This is a genomic window from Burkholderia sp. PU8-34 (assembly GCF_053427725.1).
Window position 1 is genome coordinate 25,986 of the sequence record NZ_JBSAXC010000029.1, and the last position, 21,658, is coordinate 47,643.

At 64.2% G+C, this 21,658-nt stretch carries 19 protein-coding genes and 2 pseudogenes; 17 read left to right on the forward strand and 4 right to left on the reverse strand.

Annotated elements, in window-relative coordinates; genetic code table 11:
• Positions 1 to 102: 102 nt before the first annotated feature.
• Positions 103 to 219: pseudogene (locus tag ACV22Z_RS34530) on the reverse strand (ISAs1 family transposase); the annotation flags it as partial.
• Between the two features lie 375 nt (positions 220 to 594).
• On the opposite strand from ACV22Z_RS34530, the pseudogene ACV22Z_RS34535 reads away from it, so the two are divergent.
• The 11 genes and pseudogenes from ACV22Z_RS34535 to ACV22Z_RS34585 form a co-directional block, all read left to right on the forward strand.
• A pseudogene (locus tag ACV22Z_RS34535) lies at positions 595 to 804 on the forward strand (LuxR C-terminal-related transcriptional regulator); the annotation flags it as partial.
• 184 nt (positions 805 to 988) lie between these two features.
• On the forward strand, positions 989 to 1,582 hold the full coding sequence (locus ACV22Z_RS34540; RefSeq protein ID WP_448080734.1) for a fimbrial protein: 594 nt from the start codon (positions 989 to 991) through the stop codon (positions 1,580 to 1,582).
• 53 nt (positions 1,583 to 1,635) lie between these two features.
• Positions 1,636 to 2,352: a fimbrial biogenesis chaperone gene (locus tag ACV22Z_RS34545; RefSeq protein ID WP_448080735.1), complete on the forward strand. Its 717-nt coding sequence runs from the start codon at positions 1,636 to 1,638 to the stop codon at positions 2,350 to 2,352.
• Positions 2,353 to 2,474: 122 nt separating this feature from the next.
• A complete protein-coding gene (locus tag ACV22Z_RS34550; RefSeq protein WP_448080736.1) occupies positions 2,475 to 4,982 on the forward strand; it encodes a fimbria/pilus outer membrane usher protein in 2,508 nt (835 codons plus the stop codon).
• Between the two features lie 131 nt (positions 4,983 to 5,113).
• Complete coding sequence (locus tag ACV22Z_RS34555; protein ID WP_448080757.1) at positions 5,114 to 6,088, forward strand: fimbrial protein; 975 nt, start codon at positions 5,114 to 5,116, stop codon at positions 6,086 to 6,088.
• A gap of 272 nt (positions 6,089 to 6,360) precedes the next feature.
• Positions 6,361 to 6,903, forward strand: coding sequence for a hypothetical protein (locus ACV22Z_RS34560; RefSeq protein ID WP_448080758.1), 543 nt, complete (start codon positions 6,361 to 6,363; stop codon positions 6,901 to 6,903).
• A gap of 13 nt (positions 6,904 to 6,916) precedes the next feature.
• Positions 6,917 to 7,840 carry a fimbrial protein gene (locus tag ACV22Z_RS34565; RefSeq protein ID WP_448080737.1) on the forward strand — a complete coding sequence of 308 codons (924 nt, stop codon included), beginning with the start codon at positions 6,917 to 6,919 and terminating at the stop codon, positions 7,838 to 7,840.
• Positions 7,841 to 8,106: 266 nt separating this feature from the next.
• Positions 8,107 to 8,283, forward strand: a complete 177-nt coding sequence (locus ACV22Z_RS34570) for a hypothetical protein (protein ID WP_448080738.1) — start codon at positions 8,107 to 8,109, stop codon at positions 8,281 to 8,283.
• A gap of 349 nt (positions 8,284 to 8,632) precedes the next feature.
• Positions 8,633 to 8,860, forward strand: coding sequence for a hypothetical protein (locus ACV22Z_RS34575; RefSeq protein ID WP_448080739.1), 228 nt, complete (start codon positions 8,633 to 8,635; stop codon positions 8,858 to 8,860).
• 117 nt (positions 8,861 to 8,977) lie between these two features.
• The gene (locus ACV22Z_RS34580; protein WP_448080759.1) at positions 8,978 to 9,802 is read left to right on the forward strand and encodes an alpha/beta hydrolase; all 825 of its coding nucleotides are present in this window, start codon (positions 8,978 to 8,980) and stop codon (positions 9,800 to 9,802) included.
• Positions 9,803 to 10,149: 347 nt separating this feature from the next.
• Positions 10,150 to 10,419 (forward strand): hypothetical protein, encoded by a 270-nt coding sequence (locus ACV22Z_RS34585; protein WP_448080740.1) that lies wholly within the window; start codon positions 10,150 to 10,152, stop codon positions 10,417 to 10,419.
• Between the two features lie 101 nt (positions 10,420 to 10,520).
• Here ACV22Z_RS34585 and ACV22Z_RS34590 read toward each other — a convergent pair whose 3' ends face one another.
• Entirely contained in the window at positions 10,521 to 11,537 is a 1,017-nt protein-coding gene (locus ACV22Z_RS34590; RefSeq protein ID WP_448080741.1) for a 1-aminocyclopropane-1-carboxylate deaminase, read from the reverse strand.
• Positions 11,538 to 11,745: 208 nt separating this feature from the next.
• On the opposite strand from ACV22Z_RS34590, the gene ACV22Z_RS34595 reads away from it, so the two are divergent.
• Positions 11,746 to 12,246, forward strand: coding sequence for an Lrp/AsnC family transcriptional regulator (locus ACV22Z_RS34595; RefSeq protein WP_448080742.1), 501 nt, complete (start codon positions 11,746 to 11,748; stop codon positions 12,244 to 12,246).
• 352 nt (positions 12,247 to 12,598) lie between these two features.
• Here ACV22Z_RS34595 and mdeB read toward each other — a convergent pair whose 3' ends face one another.
• Positions 12,599 to 15,550: an alpha-ketoglutarate dehydrogenase gene (gene mdeB, locus ACV22Z_RS34600; protein ID WP_448080743.1), complete on the reverse strand. Its 2,952-nt coding sequence runs from the start codon at positions 15,548 to 15,550 to the stop codon at positions 12,599 to 12,601.
• 154 nt (positions 15,551 to 15,704) lie between these two features.
• Here mdeB and ACV22Z_RS34605 point away from each other — a divergent pair, with 154 nt between their 5' ends.
• The 5 genes from ACV22Z_RS34605 to ACV22Z_RS34625 all read left to right on the forward strand — a co-directional run bounded on the left by ACV22Z_RS34605 (position 15,705) and on the right by ACV22Z_RS34625 (position 20,187).
• Positions 15,705 to 16,232 (forward strand): Lrp/AsnC family transcriptional regulator, encoded by a 528-nt coding sequence (locus ACV22Z_RS34605; protein ID WP_448080744.1) that lies wholly within the window; start codon positions 15,705 to 15,707, stop codon positions 16,230 to 16,232.
• A 737-nt stretch (positions 16,233 to 16,969) separates the two neighbouring features.
• Entirely contained in the window at positions 16,970 to 18,226 is a 1,257-nt protein-coding gene (locus ACV22Z_RS34610) for a hypothetical protein (protein WP_448080745.1), read from the forward strand.
• 42 nt (positions 18,227 to 18,268) lie between these two features.
• The gene (locus ACV22Z_RS34615; RefSeq protein WP_448080746.1) at positions 18,269 to 18,943 is read left to right on the forward strand and encodes a hypothetical protein; all 675 of its coding nucleotides are present in this window, start codon (positions 18,269 to 18,271) and stop codon (positions 18,941 to 18,943) included.
• Positions 18,944 to 18,946: 3 nt separating this feature from the next.
• Positions 18,947 to 19,639: a C39 family peptidase gene (locus tag ACV22Z_RS34620; protein ID WP_448080747.1), complete on the forward strand. Its 693-nt coding sequence runs from the start codon at positions 18,947 to 18,949 to the stop codon at positions 19,637 to 19,639.
• A gap of 8 nt (positions 19,640 to 19,647) precedes the next feature.
• A complete protein-coding gene (locus ACV22Z_RS34625; RefSeq protein WP_448080748.1) occupies positions 19,648 to 20,187 on the forward strand; it encodes a hypothetical protein in 540 nt (179 codons plus the stop codon).
• Between the two features lie 66 nt (positions 20,188 to 20,253).
• On the opposite strand, the gene ACV22Z_RS34630 is transcribed toward ACV22Z_RS34625, so the two are convergent.
• The gene (locus tag ACV22Z_RS34630) at positions 20,254 to 21,630 is read right to left on the reverse strand and encodes an acetate kinase (RefSeq protein WP_448080749.1); all 1,377 of its coding nucleotides are present in this window, start codon (positions 21,628 to 21,630) and stop codon (positions 20,254 to 20,256) included.
• Positions 21,631 to 21,658 lie beyond the last annotated feature (28 nt).

The following is a 21,658-nucleotide window of genomic DNA, read 5'->3' on the forward strand; positions in this document are numbered from 1 at the left end:
GAGAGGGAGGCGCGGTCACGTCGTGACCGGCTGCCGCTTGAGACACCCTCGAACCGTATTCGGTAATCGGTTGAGACATTGGACAGTGCTTTTTCACCAGGGCAATCGCATGAAATCGAGCAGTTCCGGGATGGCCGTGATTTCGTTGCTCTTGTCGGCGGTCCGGACTTGCCCCAGCGACATGCCTACCTGACTTGACCATGCCGAGACCAGGTGGATGCCGCGCTGGTTCGCGCTGCGCGAGAGCAAACGGAAGCGCCATTTAACGATTGACACAGTTTGTACGATTGCCCTGCAAGTCAAGTGGCGATTAGAAATTCGGTCTTGTCCTATGTATCGCTGATTCAGATTGGAACTTGTCCTGTTTGCCGCTGATCTGGCAATTTTTATAATTGAAGTCACGAGATAGATGTTGCTTTATGTCGTCATCCTGAAGCCAGGTCGGGCATTGTCAGCAAGTTCGACGACGGCGGTCATATTATCACCGCGATTCATTCGGGCTACGGTGGTGGCAATTATCTGTCTTCGACGATCAAGCGCACGCGCGACGAGGTTAGCTAAGGCGAGGGCCGGCGCGAGTCGAAGCTATCGCCGCGCGAGATCGGGGTCATCCGGCGTTACCTGTCTGACCTGTCGAGCAACGAGATCGCGAGTTGGCTAAAAAAGGGAAAGCAGGCGATTAGTTCGCAGAAGCTGAGCGCGATGAAAAAGCTTGGCGTGAAGAACGAAGTCGAGCTGATCAAGTGCGCGACCTGTCTCGATCTGGTCGACGATCCCGCCATGGGCGGTGTCGAGGGCCGGTAACCGAGTATTCGTGACGGTTCGAGCCCCGTCCGGAGTGTCGGGGGAGATTTCAATTTTCTCTATTGCGGGGTGGTCAAGGACACTTAAATCGAAGGTAGTTTAGTTGTGCAGAAAGTAATGTGGCGTGCGTTCGGACCGAACGATGTCGCCGGTAATTCTCCATTAATGATTGAGTGAACTCGAAATGAAAAAGATTGCAATGATGATGTCGGCTGCCGGTCTCGCATTCGCGGCGATGAACGCTGCTCATGCCGCGGATGGCACGATCAACTTCACGGGCGAGATCGTGGCAGCGTCGTGCAACATCACGGGCGGCAACGGCACGTCCGTGACCGGCAACAAGGGTGAGCAGTCGATCGACGTCAAGCTGGGCAAGGTCAGCGTGGACGCGCTGGGCGGCACCGCGGGCAGCGGCATCGCGGCCGCCACCGCGATCAACCTCAACCTCGATTGCGGTTCGACCGGCAAGGGCCTGAACACGGTCAAGGTGCGCTTCGACCCGGCCGGCGGTTCGGGCGTGGACGGCACCAACAACAAGCTGCTGAAGACCACCGGCACGGCCAAGGGCGTGGGCATCGGCATCTACAACACGGCGGGCACGCTGCTGAATCTGAACGCCAACGAGACGTTCGACGCACCGCTGGTCCAGGGCGGCACCGCCGAAGCGCCGACCTACACGGCCAACCTGGCGCTGCGCGCCGGCTACGTGAAGGCGGGCAACGACGTCGAGGCCGGTACCGCCGACGGCACGCTGCCGTTCACGCTGACCTACGAGTAATCCACCCCCGGGCGGGGAGACATTCCCGCCCGATCAACGACTTCCCATTCGACATGAAACGATTCCACTTTGCAGGGCTGGCCCTGGCCGGCTCGCTGTTGTTGTCTTCGGGCGCTGCGCTCGCCGGCGTCACGCTCGACGGAACCCGCGTCGTGCTGGCCGCGCCGAGTAAGGAGGCGTCGATTCTGGTCCGCAACCGAGCGCCCGCCGACGTGATGATCCAGTCGTGGATGGACGCGAGCGACGGGACGGCGGACGTGCCGTTCGCGATCACGCCGGCGCTCGGCCGCCTCGGCGCGGAGAAGCAGCAGACGCTGCGCGTCCTCTACTACGGTCAGGGCCTGCCCGCCGATCGCGAGTCGGTGTTCTGGCTCAACGTGCAGGAAATCCCGCAGAAAGCCAAGTACGACAACTCGCTGCAGATTGCCGTGCGTCAGCGCATCAAGTTCTTCTACCGGCCCGCCGGCCTGCCCGGCAAGGTCGAGGAAGCACCCGCGCAGCTTCGCTGGAAGCTCGTTCAACGCGACAGCCAGACGCAGCTCGAAGTCAGCAATCCGTCGGCTTACTTCGTCTCGCTGGCGTCGGTCAATGTACAAAGCGGTGGCCGGAACTATACCGCAGCGGCCGAGATGGTGCCGCCGTCCGCCACCCGCCATTTTGCCGTCAAGGATCTGCCGGCTGGCGCCGCCGCAGCGGGCGTAAAGGTCCACTTCGAATCGATCAACGATTACGGCGCCGTCGAACCGCACGACGGCACCACCGCCGGTTGACGCAGCCGGTTCAGCCCGTCGTATCCCTCTTCATCTTCGTTATCCCAACGCCTGTGCCGCGGGGAAGGGAGTGTTCGCGGTTGCGATTCCGCTCGGGAGGTGAATCAACTTAGAGAAAAGGTATGGAGAACGTCAGGAAGGAAGGGGATATCTGGACGGCCGCGCAGATCGGCGCGCCGTGCCTTGCGCTGCTCGGCCTGATGCTGCCGGCGCAGGGCCACGCGGTGGAATTCAACGAATCCTTTCTGCGCAAGGGCGAAGGGCCGGTCGAGCTGAGCTATTTCGAGAAGGGCAGCGCGGTGCCGCCGGGCAGCTATGACGTCGACGTCTATCTGAATCACGCACTGGTAAAGCGTCAGGACGTCGTGTTCCGCGCAGACGCCGACGGCGCCGTCAAGCCGACGGTGACGCTCGGGCTGTTGCGCACCGCCGGCGTCAACGTCGCGCGGCTGGAGAAGGACGGGCGCATTGCCGCGGGCGCGGACGACGCGACGATCGTGGATCTGCCCGCCGTGGCGGACGGCGCTTCGGTGGAGTTCGAATCCAATACGCTGTCGCTGAACATCAGCTTTCCGCAATTGTATGTGTCGCGCACCTCGCGCGGCTACGTGGACCAGTCGCTGTGGGACGACGGCATGCCTGCGCTGTACAGCGACTATCAGGTCAGCTACAGCCGCAACGATAGCCACGGCAACAACAACGAGTATTACTTCGTCGGTTTGCGCAACGGCTTCAATGCCGGCGGCTGGCGTTTCCGTAACGAATCGACGTTCACCGGCACCACGGGTGCGGGCAGCCGCTTCACCAGCAACCGCAGCTACGTCGAGCGCGACATCCGGCGCCTGCGCAGCAAGGTAGCGGCCGGCGAGCTGTATACGTCCGGGGACATCTTCGACAGCGTGCGTTTCGTCGGCGCGCAGATCGGCACCGATCTCGGCATGCTGCCCGACAGCGAAGTCGGTTTCGCGCCGGTTGTGCGCGGCATTGCCGAGAGCAATGCCATCGTGGAAGTGCGGCAGAACGGCTACGTGATCTACTCGACGCCGGTGCCGCCGGGCGCGTTCGAGATCACCGACATCTATCCGAGCGGCTCGAACGGCGACCTCGAGATCAGGATCACCGAGTCGGACGGGCGCGTGCGCCGGTTCACTCAACCGTACTCGTACCTGCCGGTCATGGTTCGGCGCGGCAGCCTGCGGTATTCGTTCGCCGCCGGTCAATATCGCGTCCGGGGCCAGTCGAGCCCGAAGTTCACGCAGGGCACGCTGGTGTACGGCGTGTCCGACAATTTCACCGGCTACGGCGGCATTATCGCCGCGGACGACTACGTGGCGGCGGCCCTCGGCATCGGCGTGAACACGCGCATCGGCGGCATGTCGCTGGACGTCACGACGAGCCGGTCGCGCACGTCGGCGGGCACCCGGCAAGGGCAGAGCTTGCGTTTTCTGTATTCGAAGACGCTGTTTCCGACCAACACGACGTTCACGATGGTCGGCTACCGCTATTCGACGGACGGCTACCGCACGTTGAGCCAGCACGTGGAGGATACGGACCGTTCGTTCGGGCCGCGCGTCGCGCGCCAGAAAAGCCGCCTCGACGTGAACGTCAATCAGCCGCTCGGAAGCGGCTCGATGTTTGCCGGCGTCGGCGACACGACCTACTGGAACGGCGAAGCACGCAGCCGGCGCTTTCAGGTCGGCTACAGCAACAGCTACAAGAACATCAGCTACAGCGTGTCGGCATCGCATACCCAGGAATCGGGGCCGTTCGCGCGTCCGGACACGCAGTTCAGCGTGTCCGTGAGCATTCCGCTGGGCAAGGCGTCAAGTTCGCATCGTCTGTACGCGAACGCGGTGTCGTCGACGCGCGGCGACTACAACGTGCAGACCGGCGTGTCGGGTTACCTGAACGACAGCAACACCGTCAATTACGGCGTGCAGGCGGGCTACAGCCGCGATGGCGGTGGCTCGGGCGGCGTCAGCGCGGGCTGGGATACGCCGAACGCGAAGCTGACCGGCAACTTCACGCAGGACCGTTCGGGCCGGCATTTCGACGCGGGCGCGTCGGGCTCCGTCGTCGTGCATGGCGGCGGCGTCACGCTCGGCCAGCCGCTCGGCGAGACGTTTGCCGTGGTTCAGGTGCCGAAGGTGCGCGACGTGACGTTCGGCGGATCGCCGACGGTGCGCACTGACCGGCGCGGCTACGCGATCGTGCCGTATCTGCAGCCGTACCGTCAGAACTGGCTGAACATCGATCCGTCGAGCATCGGCACGCAAACCGAGATTACCGACAACGCGAAGATGGTCGTGCCGACGCGTGGAGCGATCGTCAAGACCCGCTTCGAGGCGGAGTCAGGCCGGCGCGTGCAGTTCGAGCTGAGCCAGGACGAAGGCGGCAAGGTGCCGTTTGGCGCGCAGGCGTACGACGCGAAGGGCAAGCTGCTCGGCATGGTGGACAACCAGTCACGCGTGCTGGTGTTCGGCATCGAGGACAAGGGCAGCATCGACGTGCGCTGGGGCGACAGGCAATGCACGATCGGCTATGCGCTGAAACCGCAGAACAAGGAGCTGGCCTACGAGCGGCAGGTGGTGAGGTGCACGCACGCCGGCCCGATTGCCGGCGCGCGCTGAACGGCGTCCGGACGGCACTTCCCAATCCACAGATACGAGGAATCACGATGCATCTTCATACTCATCCCGGATATCGTTCCGTCGCACCGAGGCGGACCGCCTCTGCATTGCATGCGGCCATGCTGTCGCTCATGCTCTTTCTCGCCGGTTGGGGCGGGCAAGCCCAAGCCGCTGGGTGTAAGTGGGATACCCCGCCGCCGCCTTCGGAGTTGAAAGCGTCAGCGTTGCCCGCCACAGTGACGTTGAGGGCAGCTGCCATCGGCGGTGTGATGGCCACCGCGATGGTTAATCTCCCGCCTTACCCTACCCTAACGCGGTTCACCTGTGCATCCGATTACTATGGCATGGAAGTCGTGACCAACACGCTTCCGCTACAAGACGCGAGCAAGCAAATCTACGAATCCGGGATTCCCGGGGTCGGTATTCGTATTTCCTTCTCAGGCACCGGTTGGGGTACACTCGCCGCGCCATTCAACCGCCAAACGACGGCGAACATCGTCTATAGCGTGCCCGGCCGGGTTGTGGTGGAGTTTATCCGTACTGGAATGGATGTCGGCAGAGGCAGCATTACGCCGTTCGATTTCAGCTCAGTCTTTCACCTGAACACGGTCCCGCAGTCCCGTATCCCGGTCACGGGCACCCAGTTGGCGACCACGCTGGTGAACAACATTTATTTCACCAGTTGCTACAACCCGGCGTCGGCCCCCACGGTCAATCTGGGGCGGCCTACCATCGGCGAGCTCACGCAAGGCAACACGATTCGGAAGGACTTCTCGCTGGACATCCGTTGCGACGGCATGAACCAGACCACCAAGCCGCCCGTGTCGATCTACTTCGAGGGCAATGCGCCGCGCGACGGCTTGCTGCTCACGGACGGGCAGGGCCAGGCCGGCATGGCGCAGGGCGTCGGCGTGTCGCTGACCAACGACAAGGGCGTAGCCCTGCCGTTCGCCAAGGCGAAAGCAATGCCGATGACCTGGACAAGCAGCGGCACCGACAGCGAGTTGTATCGCTTCGCGGGCAAGGCGCGTTACATCGCCAGCGGCGGCGAAATCAAGGCGGGGAAGGCGGACGCGACGCTGACGTACGTGCTCCAGTACAACTGAGCCGAACCGGCAACGCGGGGAGGGGACGCGATCGATGTGCGTCGCCGCGTGCCCGCCCGAAGCGGCACGGGGATTTGTCTGCCGGTTGGCGCACCGAGAGACGACTTTATTGAGATGAAATGGGGGGCCAGTACGGCATCCACATAAAGCGGTTCGCGGTGCCGCATTGCGCCGCCCGCCACAGGCTCTCAATGGACGAATTCTCGGTGCGCGTGATCGTCGCGGACGACCATCCGGTGACGGGCCACGGCATTGCACAAACGCTGAACGACATGCCGACGATCGAGGTCGTCGCGGTCGTGCCGAGCACCGCCGCGTTGATCGAGAAGCTCGATGCCGCGCCGTGCGACGTGCTCGTGCTCGACTACGTGATGCCGGCGGGCGAGCACGGCGACGGCCAGGCGCTGATCGGCTACCTGCACCGTCGTTATCCCGACCTGCGCTTCGTGATCGTCACGATGCTCAATTCACCCGCCGTGTTTCGCGCGCTGCAGACGCTCGGCGTGCGATGCTCGGCCGCGAGATCACGATCGCGCACGCCGACGGCGATCGAGCGGGAGGCGCGCACGTGCTCGTCAACCTCGTGCGCGTCAGATATCGCGGCACGGATGCGCGCACGGTTGTCGGCACGCGCTGAGCCGCGTTCGGATGACCTTTCCCCATTCAGAGATACGAGGAACCACGATGCATCTTCAAACTCATTCCAAATCCCGTTCCGTCGTGCCGCGGCGGATCACCGCTCCGCTTCGCACGGCCGTGCTGTCGTTGATGCTGATCTTCGGCGGGTGGGTCGGGCAGGCTCAGGCCGTGTGTAAGTGGAACGGCGGAGTGAGCACGCCTTCCCAATTAACGGCTGCGCCGTTGCCGGCCAGCCTCACGCTGCGGGCTGCAGCCATTGGAGGCGTGCTTACCTACTATGACGTTTCCCTGTCAAACTATTTGACTTTTTACCTCTGCGACGGAGCTGAGCCCTGGGGCATGGAGCAAATGACGGTCACGCTTCCACTGCAGGATGCGAGCAAGAAAATTTACGAATCCGGGATCCCCGGCATCGGCATTCGTATCGCCTTCATGTCGACCTCCGGCAATTGGTCCACCCCCTTTACCCCGCCATTCGAAAACAAGGGCCGCGGGCCGACCGTCCCTCTGCCGACCCCCGACAGGATGCGCGTGGAGTTCATCCGCACCGGGATGGCGGTCGGAAGCGGCAGCATCACGCCGTTCGATGTCAATACTCTCTATTACATGTCCACGGTTCCGCAGACTCGGATACCCGTCAAGGGTACCCAGTTGAAGACCACGCTGGTGAACAACATCTACTTCACCAGCTGCTACAGCCCGGCGTCCGCGCCCACCGTCAATCTGGGGCGGCCCGCCATCGGCGAGCTCAGGCAGGGCAACACGCTTCAGAAGGATTTCTCGCTGGACATTCGCTGCGACGGCATGAACCCGACCGCCAAGCCGCCCGTGTCGATCTACTTCGATGGCAATTCGCCGCGCGACGGCTTGCTGCTCACGGATGGGCAGGGCCAGGCCGGCATGGCGCAGGGTGTCGGCGTGGCGTTGACCAACGACAAGGGGGTAGACCTGCCGTTCTCCAAGGCGAAAGCGATGCCGATGACCTGGACGAGCAGCGGCACCAACAGCGAGTTCTACCGCTTCCAGGGCAAGGCGCGCTACATCGCCAGCGGCGGCGAAATCAAGGCGGGGAAGGCGGATGCGACACTGACGTATGTGCTCCAGTACAACTGACCCGGATCGGCCAGGCGGGATGCGACGCGATTGATGCGCGCCGCTGCGTACCCGCCGGGGCAGCGGGGCGTCGTGTCGACCGGCCCATCTACCGGAAGCCGACTATATCGAGAAAATTGGAGGGCCAGTACGGCATTCCCAGAAAACTCTTCGCGGCGCCGCATGACGCCGACTCAACAGGCACTCAATGGACGAATTCTCGGTGCGCGTGATCGTCGCGACGACCATCCGGTGAGCGGCCACGGCATGCGCAGACGCTGAACGACATGCCGACGATCGAGATCGTCGTGGTCGTGCCGAGCGCCGCCGCGTTGATCGAGAAGCTCGACGCGGTGTCGTGCGACGTGCTCGTGCTCGATTACGTGATGCCGTCCGGCGAGCACGGCACGCACCTGTTCCATGGTGCGGATTCTTGTTTCATTCAAATCGATGATCATCCATAGATCATCAACCATCCCGACTAGCCTGCAGTCCATCGGCAGTCAATCCCTTGCCGGGTTCGCTTCAGCCCAGGCTCATCATCCCGTGGAAATGCGGCGGAAATGCCCCGTCCAGGCTCATCTGCCGTTGGACAGCGCTTGTCACATATTCATGAGAAAAATCGGACTCGTCAGATAGCCAGGCCGCGTCAACAGCAATAGGATGAGACTGCGCCGCATGATGGATAGACGTATTATATAAATCAGCGGTGCTCCTGCTTTGCGTGTAGATTTAAAGATTTAGTTCTTTATGTGTCGCATGCAAATCCGGAAGATATTGCAATTTTCCAATGCGAATCAAGGAGTAGTAGAAATGCGCGAACTTAACTTCGCTGAGACCACTCGCACATCCGGCGGCGGGCTCGTCATTGGTGGGGCGATTTCGGGTAACGTCGGTTCCTCTTCGTCGCAAAATGGCGTGGGCCTGAGTATTGCATACGGCCAATCGAACCCGTCCGGCAACGGTGGCAACGCGGTTGGTGTATCGCTGAATGGCGGAGCGCTGAACACCGGCAATTGGTGGTTCTTCAAGCGCAAGTAACGACCTGTGATGCGTCGCCCCGGCGACTACGTCAAATTCCGAGATAAAGCGCTCGTTACTTGATCGATGATGTGGTCACGTCAGGTGATCACATCATCCATCTATTATTGCTTGGCGATATTTGTGAAAAGTATTTACCGTGAAATGAATGCGGCGGAACTTGACGACGCATACAATATTATTGGCGCGACTCCTGGCTACGAGCGAATACTTGCGGATTTTCAGAGCAGGAGCAGGGCCCTGTACGCATCTTCGCGTTGCCGTCGAGATATCCGCTATGGCCAGCGCCCTCGCCAACGTTACGACTGGATTCCGTCTGATACACCCAACGCCCCAACCTTCGTCTTCATCCATGGTGGATATTGGCAAAGCTGCCAGAAGGAGGATTTTGCGTTTGTTTCGGCGGGACCCCTGTCGCTCGGATTCAATGTCGTTTTGGCCGAGTATACGCTTGCTCCCGAAGCTTCAATGACACGGATCGTCAGTGAGATAGGCATGCTGTTGGATCACCTGGAGGCCGACAGGGATCAACTCGGGATTAGCCGCCAATCGCTATATCTGTGCGGGCATTCGGCTGGCGGGCATCTGACTGCGATGCACCGATCGCACCCTGCGGTTCGTAAAGCGTTGCCGATTAGTGCGCTCACTGATCTAGAGCCGATACGGCTTACTACACTCAATGAAAAGCTTGGGCTTTCGACGGACGAAGTGCGCACCTATAGTCCTGTTAAGGTAATCTCGCCAGGAGCGCCTACCGTTATCGCCGTTGGCAGCGACGAGTTGCCGGAGTTGGTGCGTCAATCCGATGACTATGCGAATGCGTGTCGTCTGGCTGGCGAGGATGTCGAACTCGTACATGTCGAGAATTGCGATCATTTTTCGGTATTGGAAGAGCTTTCCAGGCCAGACGGTTATCTGTTGCGCAGTATGCGAGATATTTGATCGGATTCTTTGCGCCGATGTAGAAACAGGGCGCGCGCGAGATCGACACGGAAATCCAGTCACGCGGTTGCCGGCAGGCGCCGAATCGTCTCGTGTTGCGCGCCCGCTCACCACGCACCAGATCGAGATGGTGCAGATCTGCTGCCGGCCGGCCCGCGCACCGACCTGTCGACCAACAGCCGGTTCCTGGCGATGCTGGCGGGCGCGTATGTGCCCGGTTGTTTCCGCGAGAAGGAAACGTGAATGCGCAGTAGATTCGTTGTTGCCGCATACGCACTCGTCGCATCGGTTTGCCGCGCGGGCTCGCAGAGCGGCGCGCCTGACGAAACGCGCTTCTATCGATCGGATTGGGGCAAGGCATCGATCCGCTGCTTCGTCTGCAGGAACCGGCGCCGCAGAACATAACGACCGGCGAGATTTCCCGCATTCATGGCGCGCTGTTGAAGGTGACGATGAACCGCTCGCGGGATTCCAGCGGCGTGGCGAACGCGTGTCCGAACGACCGCGAGGCTTGCTTCAAGCTCGGATTCGACAAATGGTGGCGGAAGACTCGCCCGTCGGCTTCAACCGAGCGGGCGATGTATTACGGCGCCATCGAGATCAAGGTATTGCGCTAGATGGTTGGGGGGAGTCGAACCGGGCGCGTGTCGCGCCGGTTCGATCGGAGCCTGTCTGAAGCCGGCGACATCGGCGCATGTCGTGCCTCCGCCGAACCGCGTCAACCCTCCCGAAAAATCCTGCTATACGCGCTCAATGCCGGCACCCCGCCGAGATGCGCATACAGTACCTTCGACCCCGGCTCGAATTCCCCTTTGCGCACCTTGTCGATCATCCCGTGCATCGACTTCCCTTCATAGACGGGATCGGTCAGCACGCCTTCGAGTCGTGCGCACAGCCGGATCGCTTCGAGCGTGCCGTCGTTCGGCAACCCGTATTCCGGGCCCGCATAGCGCGTGTCGAGCACGACGTCCTGCTCGTCGATGCGGCGTCCGAGTTCCACGATTTCAGCCGTGTGCCGCGCAATGCGCGTGATCTGCGCATGCGTCTTCTCCGGCGTCGCCGACGCATCGATCCCGATCACGCGATCCGCGCGCCCATCGGCCGCGAATCCGACGACCATGCCCGCCTGCGTGCTGCCCGTCACCGAGCACACGACGATGTAGTCGAACTTGAAGCCGAGCTGCGCTTCCTGCTGTCGAACTTCCTCCGCGAAGCCGACGAACCCGAGTCCGCCGAGCGGATGCTCCGAGCAGCCGGCAGGGATCGGATACGGCTTGCCGCCCGCCTGCCGCACGCTTTCCATCGCTTCCTCCCAGCTTCGGCGAATGCCGATGTCGAAGCCGTCCGGCACGAGCCGCACGTCGGCGCCCATCATCCGCGATAGCTGGATGTTGCCGACGCGGTCGTACACGGGATCGTCGTAGTTGACCCAATGCTCCTGTACGAGCACGCACTTCATCCCGAGGTGCGCGGCGACGGCGGCGACCTGCCGCGTCTGGTTCGACTGGACGCCGCCGATCGACACGAGCGTGTCGCAGCCTTGCGCGAGCGCGTCGGGAACCAGGTACTCGAGCTTGCGGGTCTTGTTGCCGCCGAACGCGAGGCCGCTGTTGCAGTCCTCGCGCTTCGCATACAGCTCGACCTTGCCGCCGAGATGTGCGCTCAGGCGCGCGAGCGGCTGGATCGGCGTCGGACCGAAGGTCAGCGGATAACGGGGGAAGCGTTGCAGGTTCATCGAATGTCTCCGGAAGGCGCGGCGGATAAGTGACGGGAGGTGACGGGATCGGAGCCGCCGGCATCGGCCGGCAGATGACGTCCCGACAAGAAAATGATAGGCAGGCGTGCGCGAAATGAGCTTGCGAAATAAATAACGTCGCCCTACGTTTCAGACGTGATCATCTCGTTCTGAATAATCCGAATTCGTCGAACAGGAGGAAGACGCAATGAAATTAGGCAGACGCCCGGCTCAGACTCCGGAAGCCGCGCCAGTGCTCGATCGCATCGATCGCGCGATCCTCCGGCAACTGCAACAGGACGCGTCGATCTCGAACGTCGCGCTGGCCGCGAAGGTCAAGCTGAGCGCACCCGCGTGCCTGCGGCGCGTCGAACGGCTGAAGGAAATGGGATTGATCCGCGGAATCGTCGCGTTGCTGGAGCCTAAGGCGCTCGGCGCGGGGATGCTGGTCGTGATCGGCTTCGTGCTCGACCGCTCGACGCCGGAAGCGTTCGCCGCGTTCGAGAAGGCTGCGCAGAAGGTGTCGGGATGCGTCGAGTGTCACGTCGTGACCGGCGAATTCGACTACTTCATGCTGGTGCGCACGCGCGACAGCGAGAGCTTCAACCGGCTGCATGCGGAGCAGTTGCTGTACCTGCCGGGCGTGCGGCAGGTGCGCAGCTTCATGGTACTGAAGGAAATCCTGTCGACGCATGCGCTGCCGGTGTAGCGTGCGATGCAGACGCGTGGACGCATGCCGGGATGCGCTGCGTCTGCACGCGCATCCCTTGTGTAAGCGAATATGATGACCAGTCGGTCACAACCGGCGCGGTTCGACGCGTCGCCTTCGCGGGCGATGCTGCCGGCGTGCCGGCCGGATTCCGGTCAATTGTTCGGGTTCGAGCGTGCCGAATCGAAGGCGCGGCGAATCAGAGTTAGTCGCGCTGCGTCGATCAGACGGATCAGACGGATCAGACGGATAGGACGGATAGGACGGATAGGACGGATAGGACGGATCCGCACGTCATTCGGATCCGTCCCGCTGTTTCCAGGTCACCCGTGTCCGCTACGGATGTCGCCGCCTATCGTTGCCACGGCGCGCTGCCCGGCTGCGCGGCTTTCCGATAGCGCTCGCGCGCGGCGCACACCACATCGGCGCCGATTTCGCCTTCATCCGCCAGCGCCTTCAACGCGGCGATCACGATGCTCGCGCGATCGACTTCGAAGAACGCGCGCAGCGCTTCACGCGTATCGCTGCGTCCGAAGCCGTCGGTGCCGAGCGTCACGTAGCGGCGCGGCACGTAAGCGCGGATCAGTTCCGGCACCGCGCGCACGTAGTCGGTCGCGGCGATCACCGGCCCGCGCGACGCGGCGAGCACCTGCGTGACGTACGGTGCGACATGCGGCGTCGCCGGCGTGTCGTCGAGGCGGGACAGCCGTTCAGCCTCCATTCCGTCCCGCTGCAGCTCGGTGAAGCTCGTGACGCTCCACACGGCCGCGTCGATGTCCCAGTGCTCCTTCAGCATGCGCTGTGCGGCGATCGCTTCGCCGAGGATCGCGCCCGCGCCGAGCAATTGCACCTGCGCGGTCGCGTGCGAGTCCGCCGGCAGCGGATACATCCCCTTCAGAATCCCTTCGCGCAATGCCGGCACATCGTCGCCGGGCATCGAAGGCTGCGCGTAGCTCTCGTTCGTCACCGTCACGTAATAGAACACGTCGCGCTGCTGCTCGACCATCTCGCGCATCCCGGCGTCGACAATCGTTGCCACTTCATATGCGAACGCCGGATCGTAAGCGCGGCAGTTCGGAATCGCCGACGCCGCGAGATGGCTGCTGCCGTCCTGATGCTGCAGGCCTTCACCGCCGAGCGTCGTGCGCCCCGACGTCGCGCCGACGAGAAAGCCTCGTGAGCGCTGGTCGGCCGCCGCCCAGATCAGGTCGCCGATCCGCTGGAAACCGAACATCGAGTAGTAGATGTAGAACGGCAGCATCGGCAGGTCATGCACGCTGTACGACGTCGCCGCGGCGATCCACGACGAGATCGCGCCCGCTTCCGAAATGCCTTCCTCGAGGATCTGGCCGCGCGTGTCTTCGCGGTAATACAGCATCGAGCCGAGATCCTCCGGCTCGTAGCGCTGGCCGAGCGGCGAATAGATGCCGACTTGCCGGAACATGCTGGCCATGCCGAACGTGCGCGCTTCGTCGGCAACGATCGGCACGACACGCGAACCGATGTCGCGATCCTTCAGCAGCGCGGTGAGCATGCGCACGAGTGCCATCGTCGTCGACATCTCGCGGCCGGCCGCGTCCAGCGCGAATGCGCCCCAGGCCGGCATCGAAGGGACGGTCAGCCCCTTCGATGCCGCCATCCGCCTTCTGGGCAGATAGCCTCCCAGGGCAGCCCGGCGAGCATGCAGGTAACGCATCTCCGGGCTGTCTTCCGCGGGCTTGTAGAACTTGAGCTGCTCGACGTCGTCGTCCGACAGCGGCAGCCGGAAACGGTCACGGAACGCCTTCAGATCGTCGACGTCGAGCTTCTTCTGCTGATGGGTCGTCATCCGGCCCTGGCCGGCCGCACCCATCCCGAAGCCTTTCATCGTCTTCGCGAGGATCACGGTCGGCTGGCCCCGGTGCCCGAGCGCGCGCGCATACGCGGCATGCAGCTTGCGCGCGTCGTGGCCGCCGCGGCGCAGGCGGTCGATCTCCGTGTCGGTCAGCTGTGCGGCGAGCGCGTCGAGCGCCGGGTCCTGGCTGAAGAAGCGCGCCCGGTTGTACGCGCCGTCGTTCGCGGAGAACGTCTGGAACTGCCCGTCGACCGTGTCGGCGAATGCACGGGCCAGCGCGCCCGCGTGATCGCGCGCGAACAGCGGATCCCAGTCCGAGCCCCACAGCACCTTGATCACGTTCCAGCCGGCGCCCGCGAACAGCGCTTCGAGCTCGTCGACGACGCGGCCGTTGCCGCGCACGGGGCCGTCGAGCCGCTGCAGGTTGCAGTTGATCACGAACACGAGGTTGTCGAGCCCTTCGCGCGCGGCAAGCGACAACGCGCCGAGCGATTCGGGCTCGTCCATCTCGCCGTCGCCGAAGAAGCCCCACACCGTGCGGCCGGCCGTGTTCGCGAGCCCGCGATGCTGCAGGTAGCGCATGAAGCGCGCCTGGTAGATCGCGTTGATCGGGCCGATGCCCATCGAGCCGGTCGGGAACTGCCAGAAATCCGGCATCAGCCACGGATGCGGATACGAACACAGGCCCGGCCCGGCGATCTCGCGCCGGTAATGCTTCAGGTGATCCTCGGTGAGGAACCCTTCGAGATACGCGCGTGCATAGACGCCGGGCGACGAATGCGGCTGGAAGTAGACGAGGTCGCCACCTGCGCTGTCGCCATTGCCATTGTCGTTGCGGTCGCCGGTGCCGCAACCGTCGCCGTTGCCAGCACCAGCACCAGCACCAGCACCAGCACCAGCACCAGCACCAGCACCAGCACCAGCACCAGCACCAGCACCAGCACCAGTGCCAGCGCCGGCGCCAGCACCAGTGCCAGTGCCAGTGCCAGTGCCAGCGCCAGCGCCAGCGCCAGCGCCAGCGCCGGCGGTGCCGGTGGCGGCACTGGCGGTGTCCGCGCGGAAGAAATGGTTGAATCCGACCTCGAACAGGTCGGAAGCGGACGCATAGCTCGCGATGTGCCCGCCGAGTTCGCCATACGCGCGGTTCGCGCGCACGACCATCGCGAGCGCATTCCAGCGCAACGCGGCCGACAGCCGCTCCTCGATGTCGAGGTCACCCGGATAACGCGGCTGCTCGCTGGCGGGGATCGTATTCACGTAGCCCGTGACGGGCGTGCGCGCGGACGCAAGGCCGCTTGCACGCGCATGGGCGGCCAGCCGGCCGTACAGGTATTGCGCGCGCTCCTTGCCGACGTGCGCGACGACGCCGTCGAGCGCGTCGAGCCACTCGGCAGTTTCTTCGGGGTCGGTGTCGACATGCGCCGCGTCGGCGCGCTGCTTCGCTTCGATACCGCTGGATAAATCCGTCATCGCAGTTCTCCCGCACGCCGGGTCCGGGAGGCGCGCATCAACGGGATTCATGCTACCCGCCGGCCCGCAAAATTTGCGTCTGATTTCATTGGGATTTTGCGCGACGATAGTATAAATATTCTGGTTATGGCGACGATCAAGGAATATTTCAACGATGAGTACCCAGCCCCGGCGGCTCGACCGCATCGACATCGGCATCCTGAACCAGCTTCAGCAGAACGCGCGGATCACGAACGCGGAACTCGCGCGCGCCGTGAACCTGACGGCCACGCCGTGCTTCAACCGCGTGCGTGCGCTGGAGAAGCTCGGCCTCGTCAGGCAGCAGGTCACGCTGCTCGACCCCGAGCCGCTCGGCCTGCGGATCAACGTGTTCATCCAGGTCAGCCTCGAGAAGCAGGTCGAGGATGCGCTGCGGCGCTTCGAGGAAGCGATCTCGCAGCGGCCGGAGGTGATGGAGTGCTACCTGATGTCCGGCGACGCCGACTACCTGCTGCGCGTCGTGATGCCCGACATGCGAACGCTCGAGCGCTTCATCATCGATCGGCTGACGACGATCCCCGGCGTGTCGAACATCCGCTCCAGCTTCGCGCTCAAGCAGGTGCGCTACAAGACCGCGCTGCCGCTGCCGGCGGCGGGGCTGACGCTCGTCGATCCGGACGAGGCCGCGTCGGACTGGAGTTGAGCGCGGCGTTTTTCAGCCTTGTTTTTCAGCCTTGTTTGCCAGCCTTGTTCGTCGGCCTGTTTTTCAGCCGGCTTGCCAGCCTGTCTGAACGGGCTGTCGTTCAGCCTGAGCCAGCTCGGCACGATCCGGTGGATGCATACGCGTCACGAGGAGAGCGCCGCGTTCGCGTCAGTCTCGGCCGATCGCCGCCGTTGCGTGGGCGGCCGCGGCCGAATCCTCTTTCCATATGAACCTGACGCGCGCTTGCCGATGCTTGACGCGAGCGGGATTCGACGAAACAAGCTGCGTGATCGTAGTTGATACGTTTCTGAAGTGCCGCTGCGCGCGGCCTTTGCCTCCTGTACGGAACGAATCGCGCCGGCTGCCTTGCCGGATGTGCGTCTGCGATCGGGATCGAATATCCGTCGACACGGGTGAACCCGGATCCAGCAATCGACTGTGCCAAAAGTGAAACATTTTTCGTTCACCGGACCGACTTCGGAAGGCTCCGCATGTGTCTGAAACCAAACGGGATTCGATCCGCGTATCAGGGATGTCCCGGAGCAGCGCCCTTTGACGCGTTTCATGCTTGAAACATTTTTCGCACGTTGAAATCGGGCGGGTCACGTTATTTCGCGTAAAAAAAACCTATTTCCCTTTTGCATTCAGGCGCTTGCAGGGTTGGCATCGCCAATGCGTGACGTTGGCCGGATTGGCGCAGTCGGCCAAGCCGCCCCTCGTTACTTCAGGAGGTTTTCATGCGCAAAACTTTATTGGCGTCCGCTGCGATCCTCGCGTTGGGATGCAGCGGCTACGCGGTGGCCAACCCATGCAGTAGCGATACCAGCTCGACATGCAGTCAGAAGGCCGATGACGGATCGAACACCATGACCAACACGGTGGGCTCGACCCAGACCAGCTCCACCGGGTCCAATGCGAACGAAGTCTCGCCCGGTGCGAGCGTCGCTCAGGATTCCTTCAATACCACCAAGGTCGTCGCGCTCAGCAGGCTGGACGGAGTCGTGAGCAACGTCCAGGTTTCGGGCATCGGCAACCATGCGACCAACACGGGCAGCGCGGCCGGCGGAAGCGGCGGCAGGGGCGGCTACGGGGTTGGCTTGGGCGGCAAGGGTGGCACAGGCGGCGCCGGCGGCGCCGGCGGCGCCGGCGGCAGCGGCGGCACCGCGACGAACGGCAGCGCGACGGCGGGCAACGCGAGCAACGGCAGCGCGACGGCCGGCACAGGCAACGGCGGGCGCGGCGGAAACGGCGGTGCAGCCGGGGCCAGTGGCGCGGGCGGCGGCTATGCCACGGCGAGCGGCGGCTACGGCTCCGGCAAGGGCGGCGGCGCGGTTGCGGCGTCGGTTGGCGTCGGCGGCGACGGCAAGGGCAGCGGCACGGGCGCGGGCACGGGTAGCGGCACAGGCACGGGCGATCCGGGTTCCGTCGGCGTCACGACGCATGGCGGCGGAAACGTGACGGCATCGGTCGGCAGCGGCACCGGTACCGGTACGGGTACCGGCGCGGGTTCGGGTACAGGCACCGGCACGGGCGGCCCAGGGACGGCGGGCTCGTCGTCGGCTTCGGGCGGATCGGGCCCGGGCACGGGTGGCACCGGCACAGCGTCGGGCGGTGCAGGCGGCGCAGCGACGGCCTCGGCGGGCAACGGCGCGGCAGGCGGCACGGGCAACGGAGGCAGCGCGACCAACGGCGGCGCGGCGACGGTGGCTAGCAACGGCGGCGCGACCGCAGGCGGCGGCGCGGTGGGTGCGATGGGCGGCGCGGGCGGCGCAGGCGGCACCGGCAACGGCGGCGTCGGTAACGGCGCAGTCGGCGGCGCAGGTGGCGCAGGCGGAGCCGTCGGAGTCAGCGCGGGGACGTTCGACATGGCCAACTCGATGGCGAGCGTCGGTCAGAGCGCGGCCGGCATCATGATGGCCAACCAGAACAGCGGCCTGGGATCACTCGTGCAGCAGGCTGTAACCGTGCAGGCGAACCTGACCGTCGGACGTTAGAACAGCCGGCCAGTCGCGGCGAAACGTACGCATTGCCGCGGGGTGCAGACGATCCCGCGGCTTGCGTCGCATCGCCGGACGGGCCGGCCGGCGAGGGCGGGATGGCTGAATGGCCGCCTCGTCGTCGCCGGCGTATTCGGCCTGATTTCCGTCGATCGACGGTCACGCAGATTCCGCACCCTGCGCGCCGGGTCCGAGCAATCCCGCGCGGGGCCCAAGGAGACAGCCATGCGAATCCGAAAGGCATTTTCGCTGGTGCTATTGCCTGTTGCGCTGCTGCCGGCCCTGACGGCCCGGGCGGCGCCTGACGACGCGTCAAGATTCATTGCCGTGGATGCAGCCGTCAGTGCTGCGCCAACTCCCGCACCTCCCGCACCTTCCACGCCCGTTGCGCTCGCGGACAGCGCCGCGACCGCTCCGGCCGCAGTCGCCGCCATGCCTGCGACTGGCGCCGCGACCGCGCACGACGACAGCTTCGGCGCTGCGATGACGCCCGACCAGCTCGACGAGCACCGGGGCGGCGATGCGCTGATCGGCCAGAACTATCTGACTGGTGCGGTTTCCGACAACGTGGCGAACCGGGTCTCGACGGGCTCGAATTCGATTGCCGACGGCTCGTTCGCCAATTCGAGCGGCCTGCCGACGGTCATCCAGAATACCGGCGCCAACGTGCTGATTCAGAACGCAACGGTGCTCAACGTGCACTTCGGGAACTGAGCGATGACACGGATTGCTGCAGTGTGGATGGCGGCGCTCGCGTGCGCGCTTTGCGACCTGGCTGCGCAGGCGGACGAGATGACCGTCGTCGATCCGGCAGGCGCTGGCTACGCGATGCACGTCACGAGTCTCAAGGAGGCGCGTTTCAAGCGCACCGTCAAACAGCAGTACGACTTCAGCTGCGGGTCGGCCGCGGTCGCGACGCTGCTGACTTACCAGTATGGCTATCCGATGACCGAGCAGACGGCCTTCGCCCAGATGTGGGAGAACGGCAATCAGGAGAAGATCCGGCGGCAGGGATTCTCGCTGCTCGACATCCGGCGCTTTCTCGAAGCGCACGGCTTCGTCGCGGACGGCTACGAACTGCCGCTGCAGACACTCGCGAAGACGCACACGCCGGCGATCGTGCTGATCACCGAGCACGGCTATCACCACTTCGTGGTCGTGAAGGGGCTGCGTGACGGGCGGGTGCTCGTCGGCGATCCGGCCACCGGCACGCGGCCGATGTCGCAGGCGAGTTTCGAGCAGAAGTGGGAAGACCATGTGATTTTCGTGATCCACAACAAGCCCGAGCTCGCGGTGTTCAACGACCCGCGCGACTGGCGCGTTGCGCCAAGCGCACCGCTCTATACCGGCATCAACCGCGATGGCCTGTACTACGTGGTGGTGCCGAAGCACGGCCCGAGCGATTTTTGAGGACTGTCATGAGATCCGGGACCAGAAAGATCGCCGGCATCGCTGCGATCGCGTGCGGCGGGATGGCGTCCATGGGCGCGGCGGCGATGCAGGACGGATCGACGGCCGCGACCGTCGAGAGTGTCGTGCAGACAAGCGGCGCGGTCGCGCTCACCGACGCGCGCCTCGATGCGATGCGCGGCGGCTTCGATCTGCCGGGCGGCCTGCAGGTTTCGTTCGGTGTGTCGCGAGTCGCGTTCGTGAACGGCAACCTGGTCGCGACGACCAACATCAACATTCCGGATATCAGCCAGATCACCGCGCAACAGGCGCAGGCGCTGGCGGCCGCGAACGTGGGCGCGCTGATCCAGGTCGGCCCGGGCAATGCCGCGCAGCCCGGCGCGCTGCCGGCGCTGACCGGCGCGGTGATCCAGAATACGCTCGACAACCAGCGCATTCAGGCGCTGACCACGATCAACACATCCGTCAACACGCTGTCGACGTTCAAGAACCTGAACATCATGTCGACGCTCAACAACGCGCTGATCGGCGTATTGCCGGGCAGGTGAGCGGCCAGCGGCGCCCTTGCCGGGCCGATACCCGGCGCACCGCCTGCCACTGGCCGCGCCCGGTGATCAGAACGCGATCGGCACGCGCATCGTCATGACCACGTCCGGCGTGTCGCGCGTGAGGCCTGCGCCAATCGACAGATTCAGCGTGGTCTTCGGCGACAGCCGATACGAGTAGCCGACGAGCAGCGTGCCGAGGATCACGCGCACCGAGCCCGGCACCGTCTGGCCGTTCTGTTTCGTCGGCAGCACGATGCTCTGATCGTAGCCGAGGCTCACCGATGCCTTCTCGTTCAGCGCGAGGCCCATGCCGAGGTTGAAACCCCAGATATCGCCGGGCTGCACGCTGCCGAGGAAATCCTTCTGTCCGTTGAGAATCGTGAGGCTGAGATTGTCGCGTCCGAAGCTGTGCAGATAGCTGAAATTGCCGAAGAACACCACCGGGTCGCTCGGAAACAGCCAGGTGAGGCCCGGCTGGATCGCATAGAAGCCCGAGCCGGTCGGCTGCTCGAGCGGCAGGCCGGTGCCGGTGGTGTTGCCGACGCAGCGCGTGACGCAATCGGTGACGACGTCGAACGGGCTCTTGCCGGTGGCGGTCTTGAAGCGGAGCCAGCCGATGTAGTAGAACTTGTCGGGTCCGCCGTTGTTGAACTGGTAGCGCAGCGTCATTTCGACATCGCCGAGCCCTTTGCCATGGCTGTTGAACGCGTTGTCCTGCGCCGTGCCGGTGAAGATCTCCCGGCTGACCGTGTCGGTCGTCGAATACACGTAGGGAATGCGGACTTCGACTTCCATCCGGTTGGTGATCCCGTAACGCGCGGCGACCGCGCCCGTGAGCGTCGTCGTCTTGACTTCCCGCACGTCGACCAGGCCGATCAGCAGGGCCGGGATGATCGTGTAGCCGACGAGTGCGACGCGGTCCGACGACGAATAGCTGAACTGGAACGACGGCTCGACGACGAACTTGTGCTTGGGTGTCAGCACGCCCGGCTGATCGAAGATCGGCGCGACGGGCGGTGGCGCGGTGTCCGGCACCGGCGCCTGGCCGACCGGCTGGCTCGGCGTCGGGGTGGATCCGGCCGCGGCCTGCACGTTGCCGGACGCGCTGGCTGCCGTTCCGGCGCTGGCGCCGGCGGCCCCGGTATCGGCCGGTGGCGCCGAGCCGCCGGCGCCGCCCGTATCGCCGGTGCCCGCGCCGCGCCTGGCAGAGAGCTCACGGGCGTCGAGCGCGCGGCTCAGGCGCGACAGATTCGCTTCTTCGTCGGCCAGCTTGCGCTTGAGCGCGTCCAGTTCCTTCAGATGGTGATCGACTTCCTGGCGCAGCGCGGAAATGTTCTCCTGCGTCGACTGAGCGTCAAGCGATTGCGCCTGCGCTTCGGCTTGAAAGAGCAGCACGCTTGCATAGGTGATGGCACGGATATGGCGAAATGGCATGCGCTTCACGGTGCGTCTCCATGATCAGGCTTGCAGA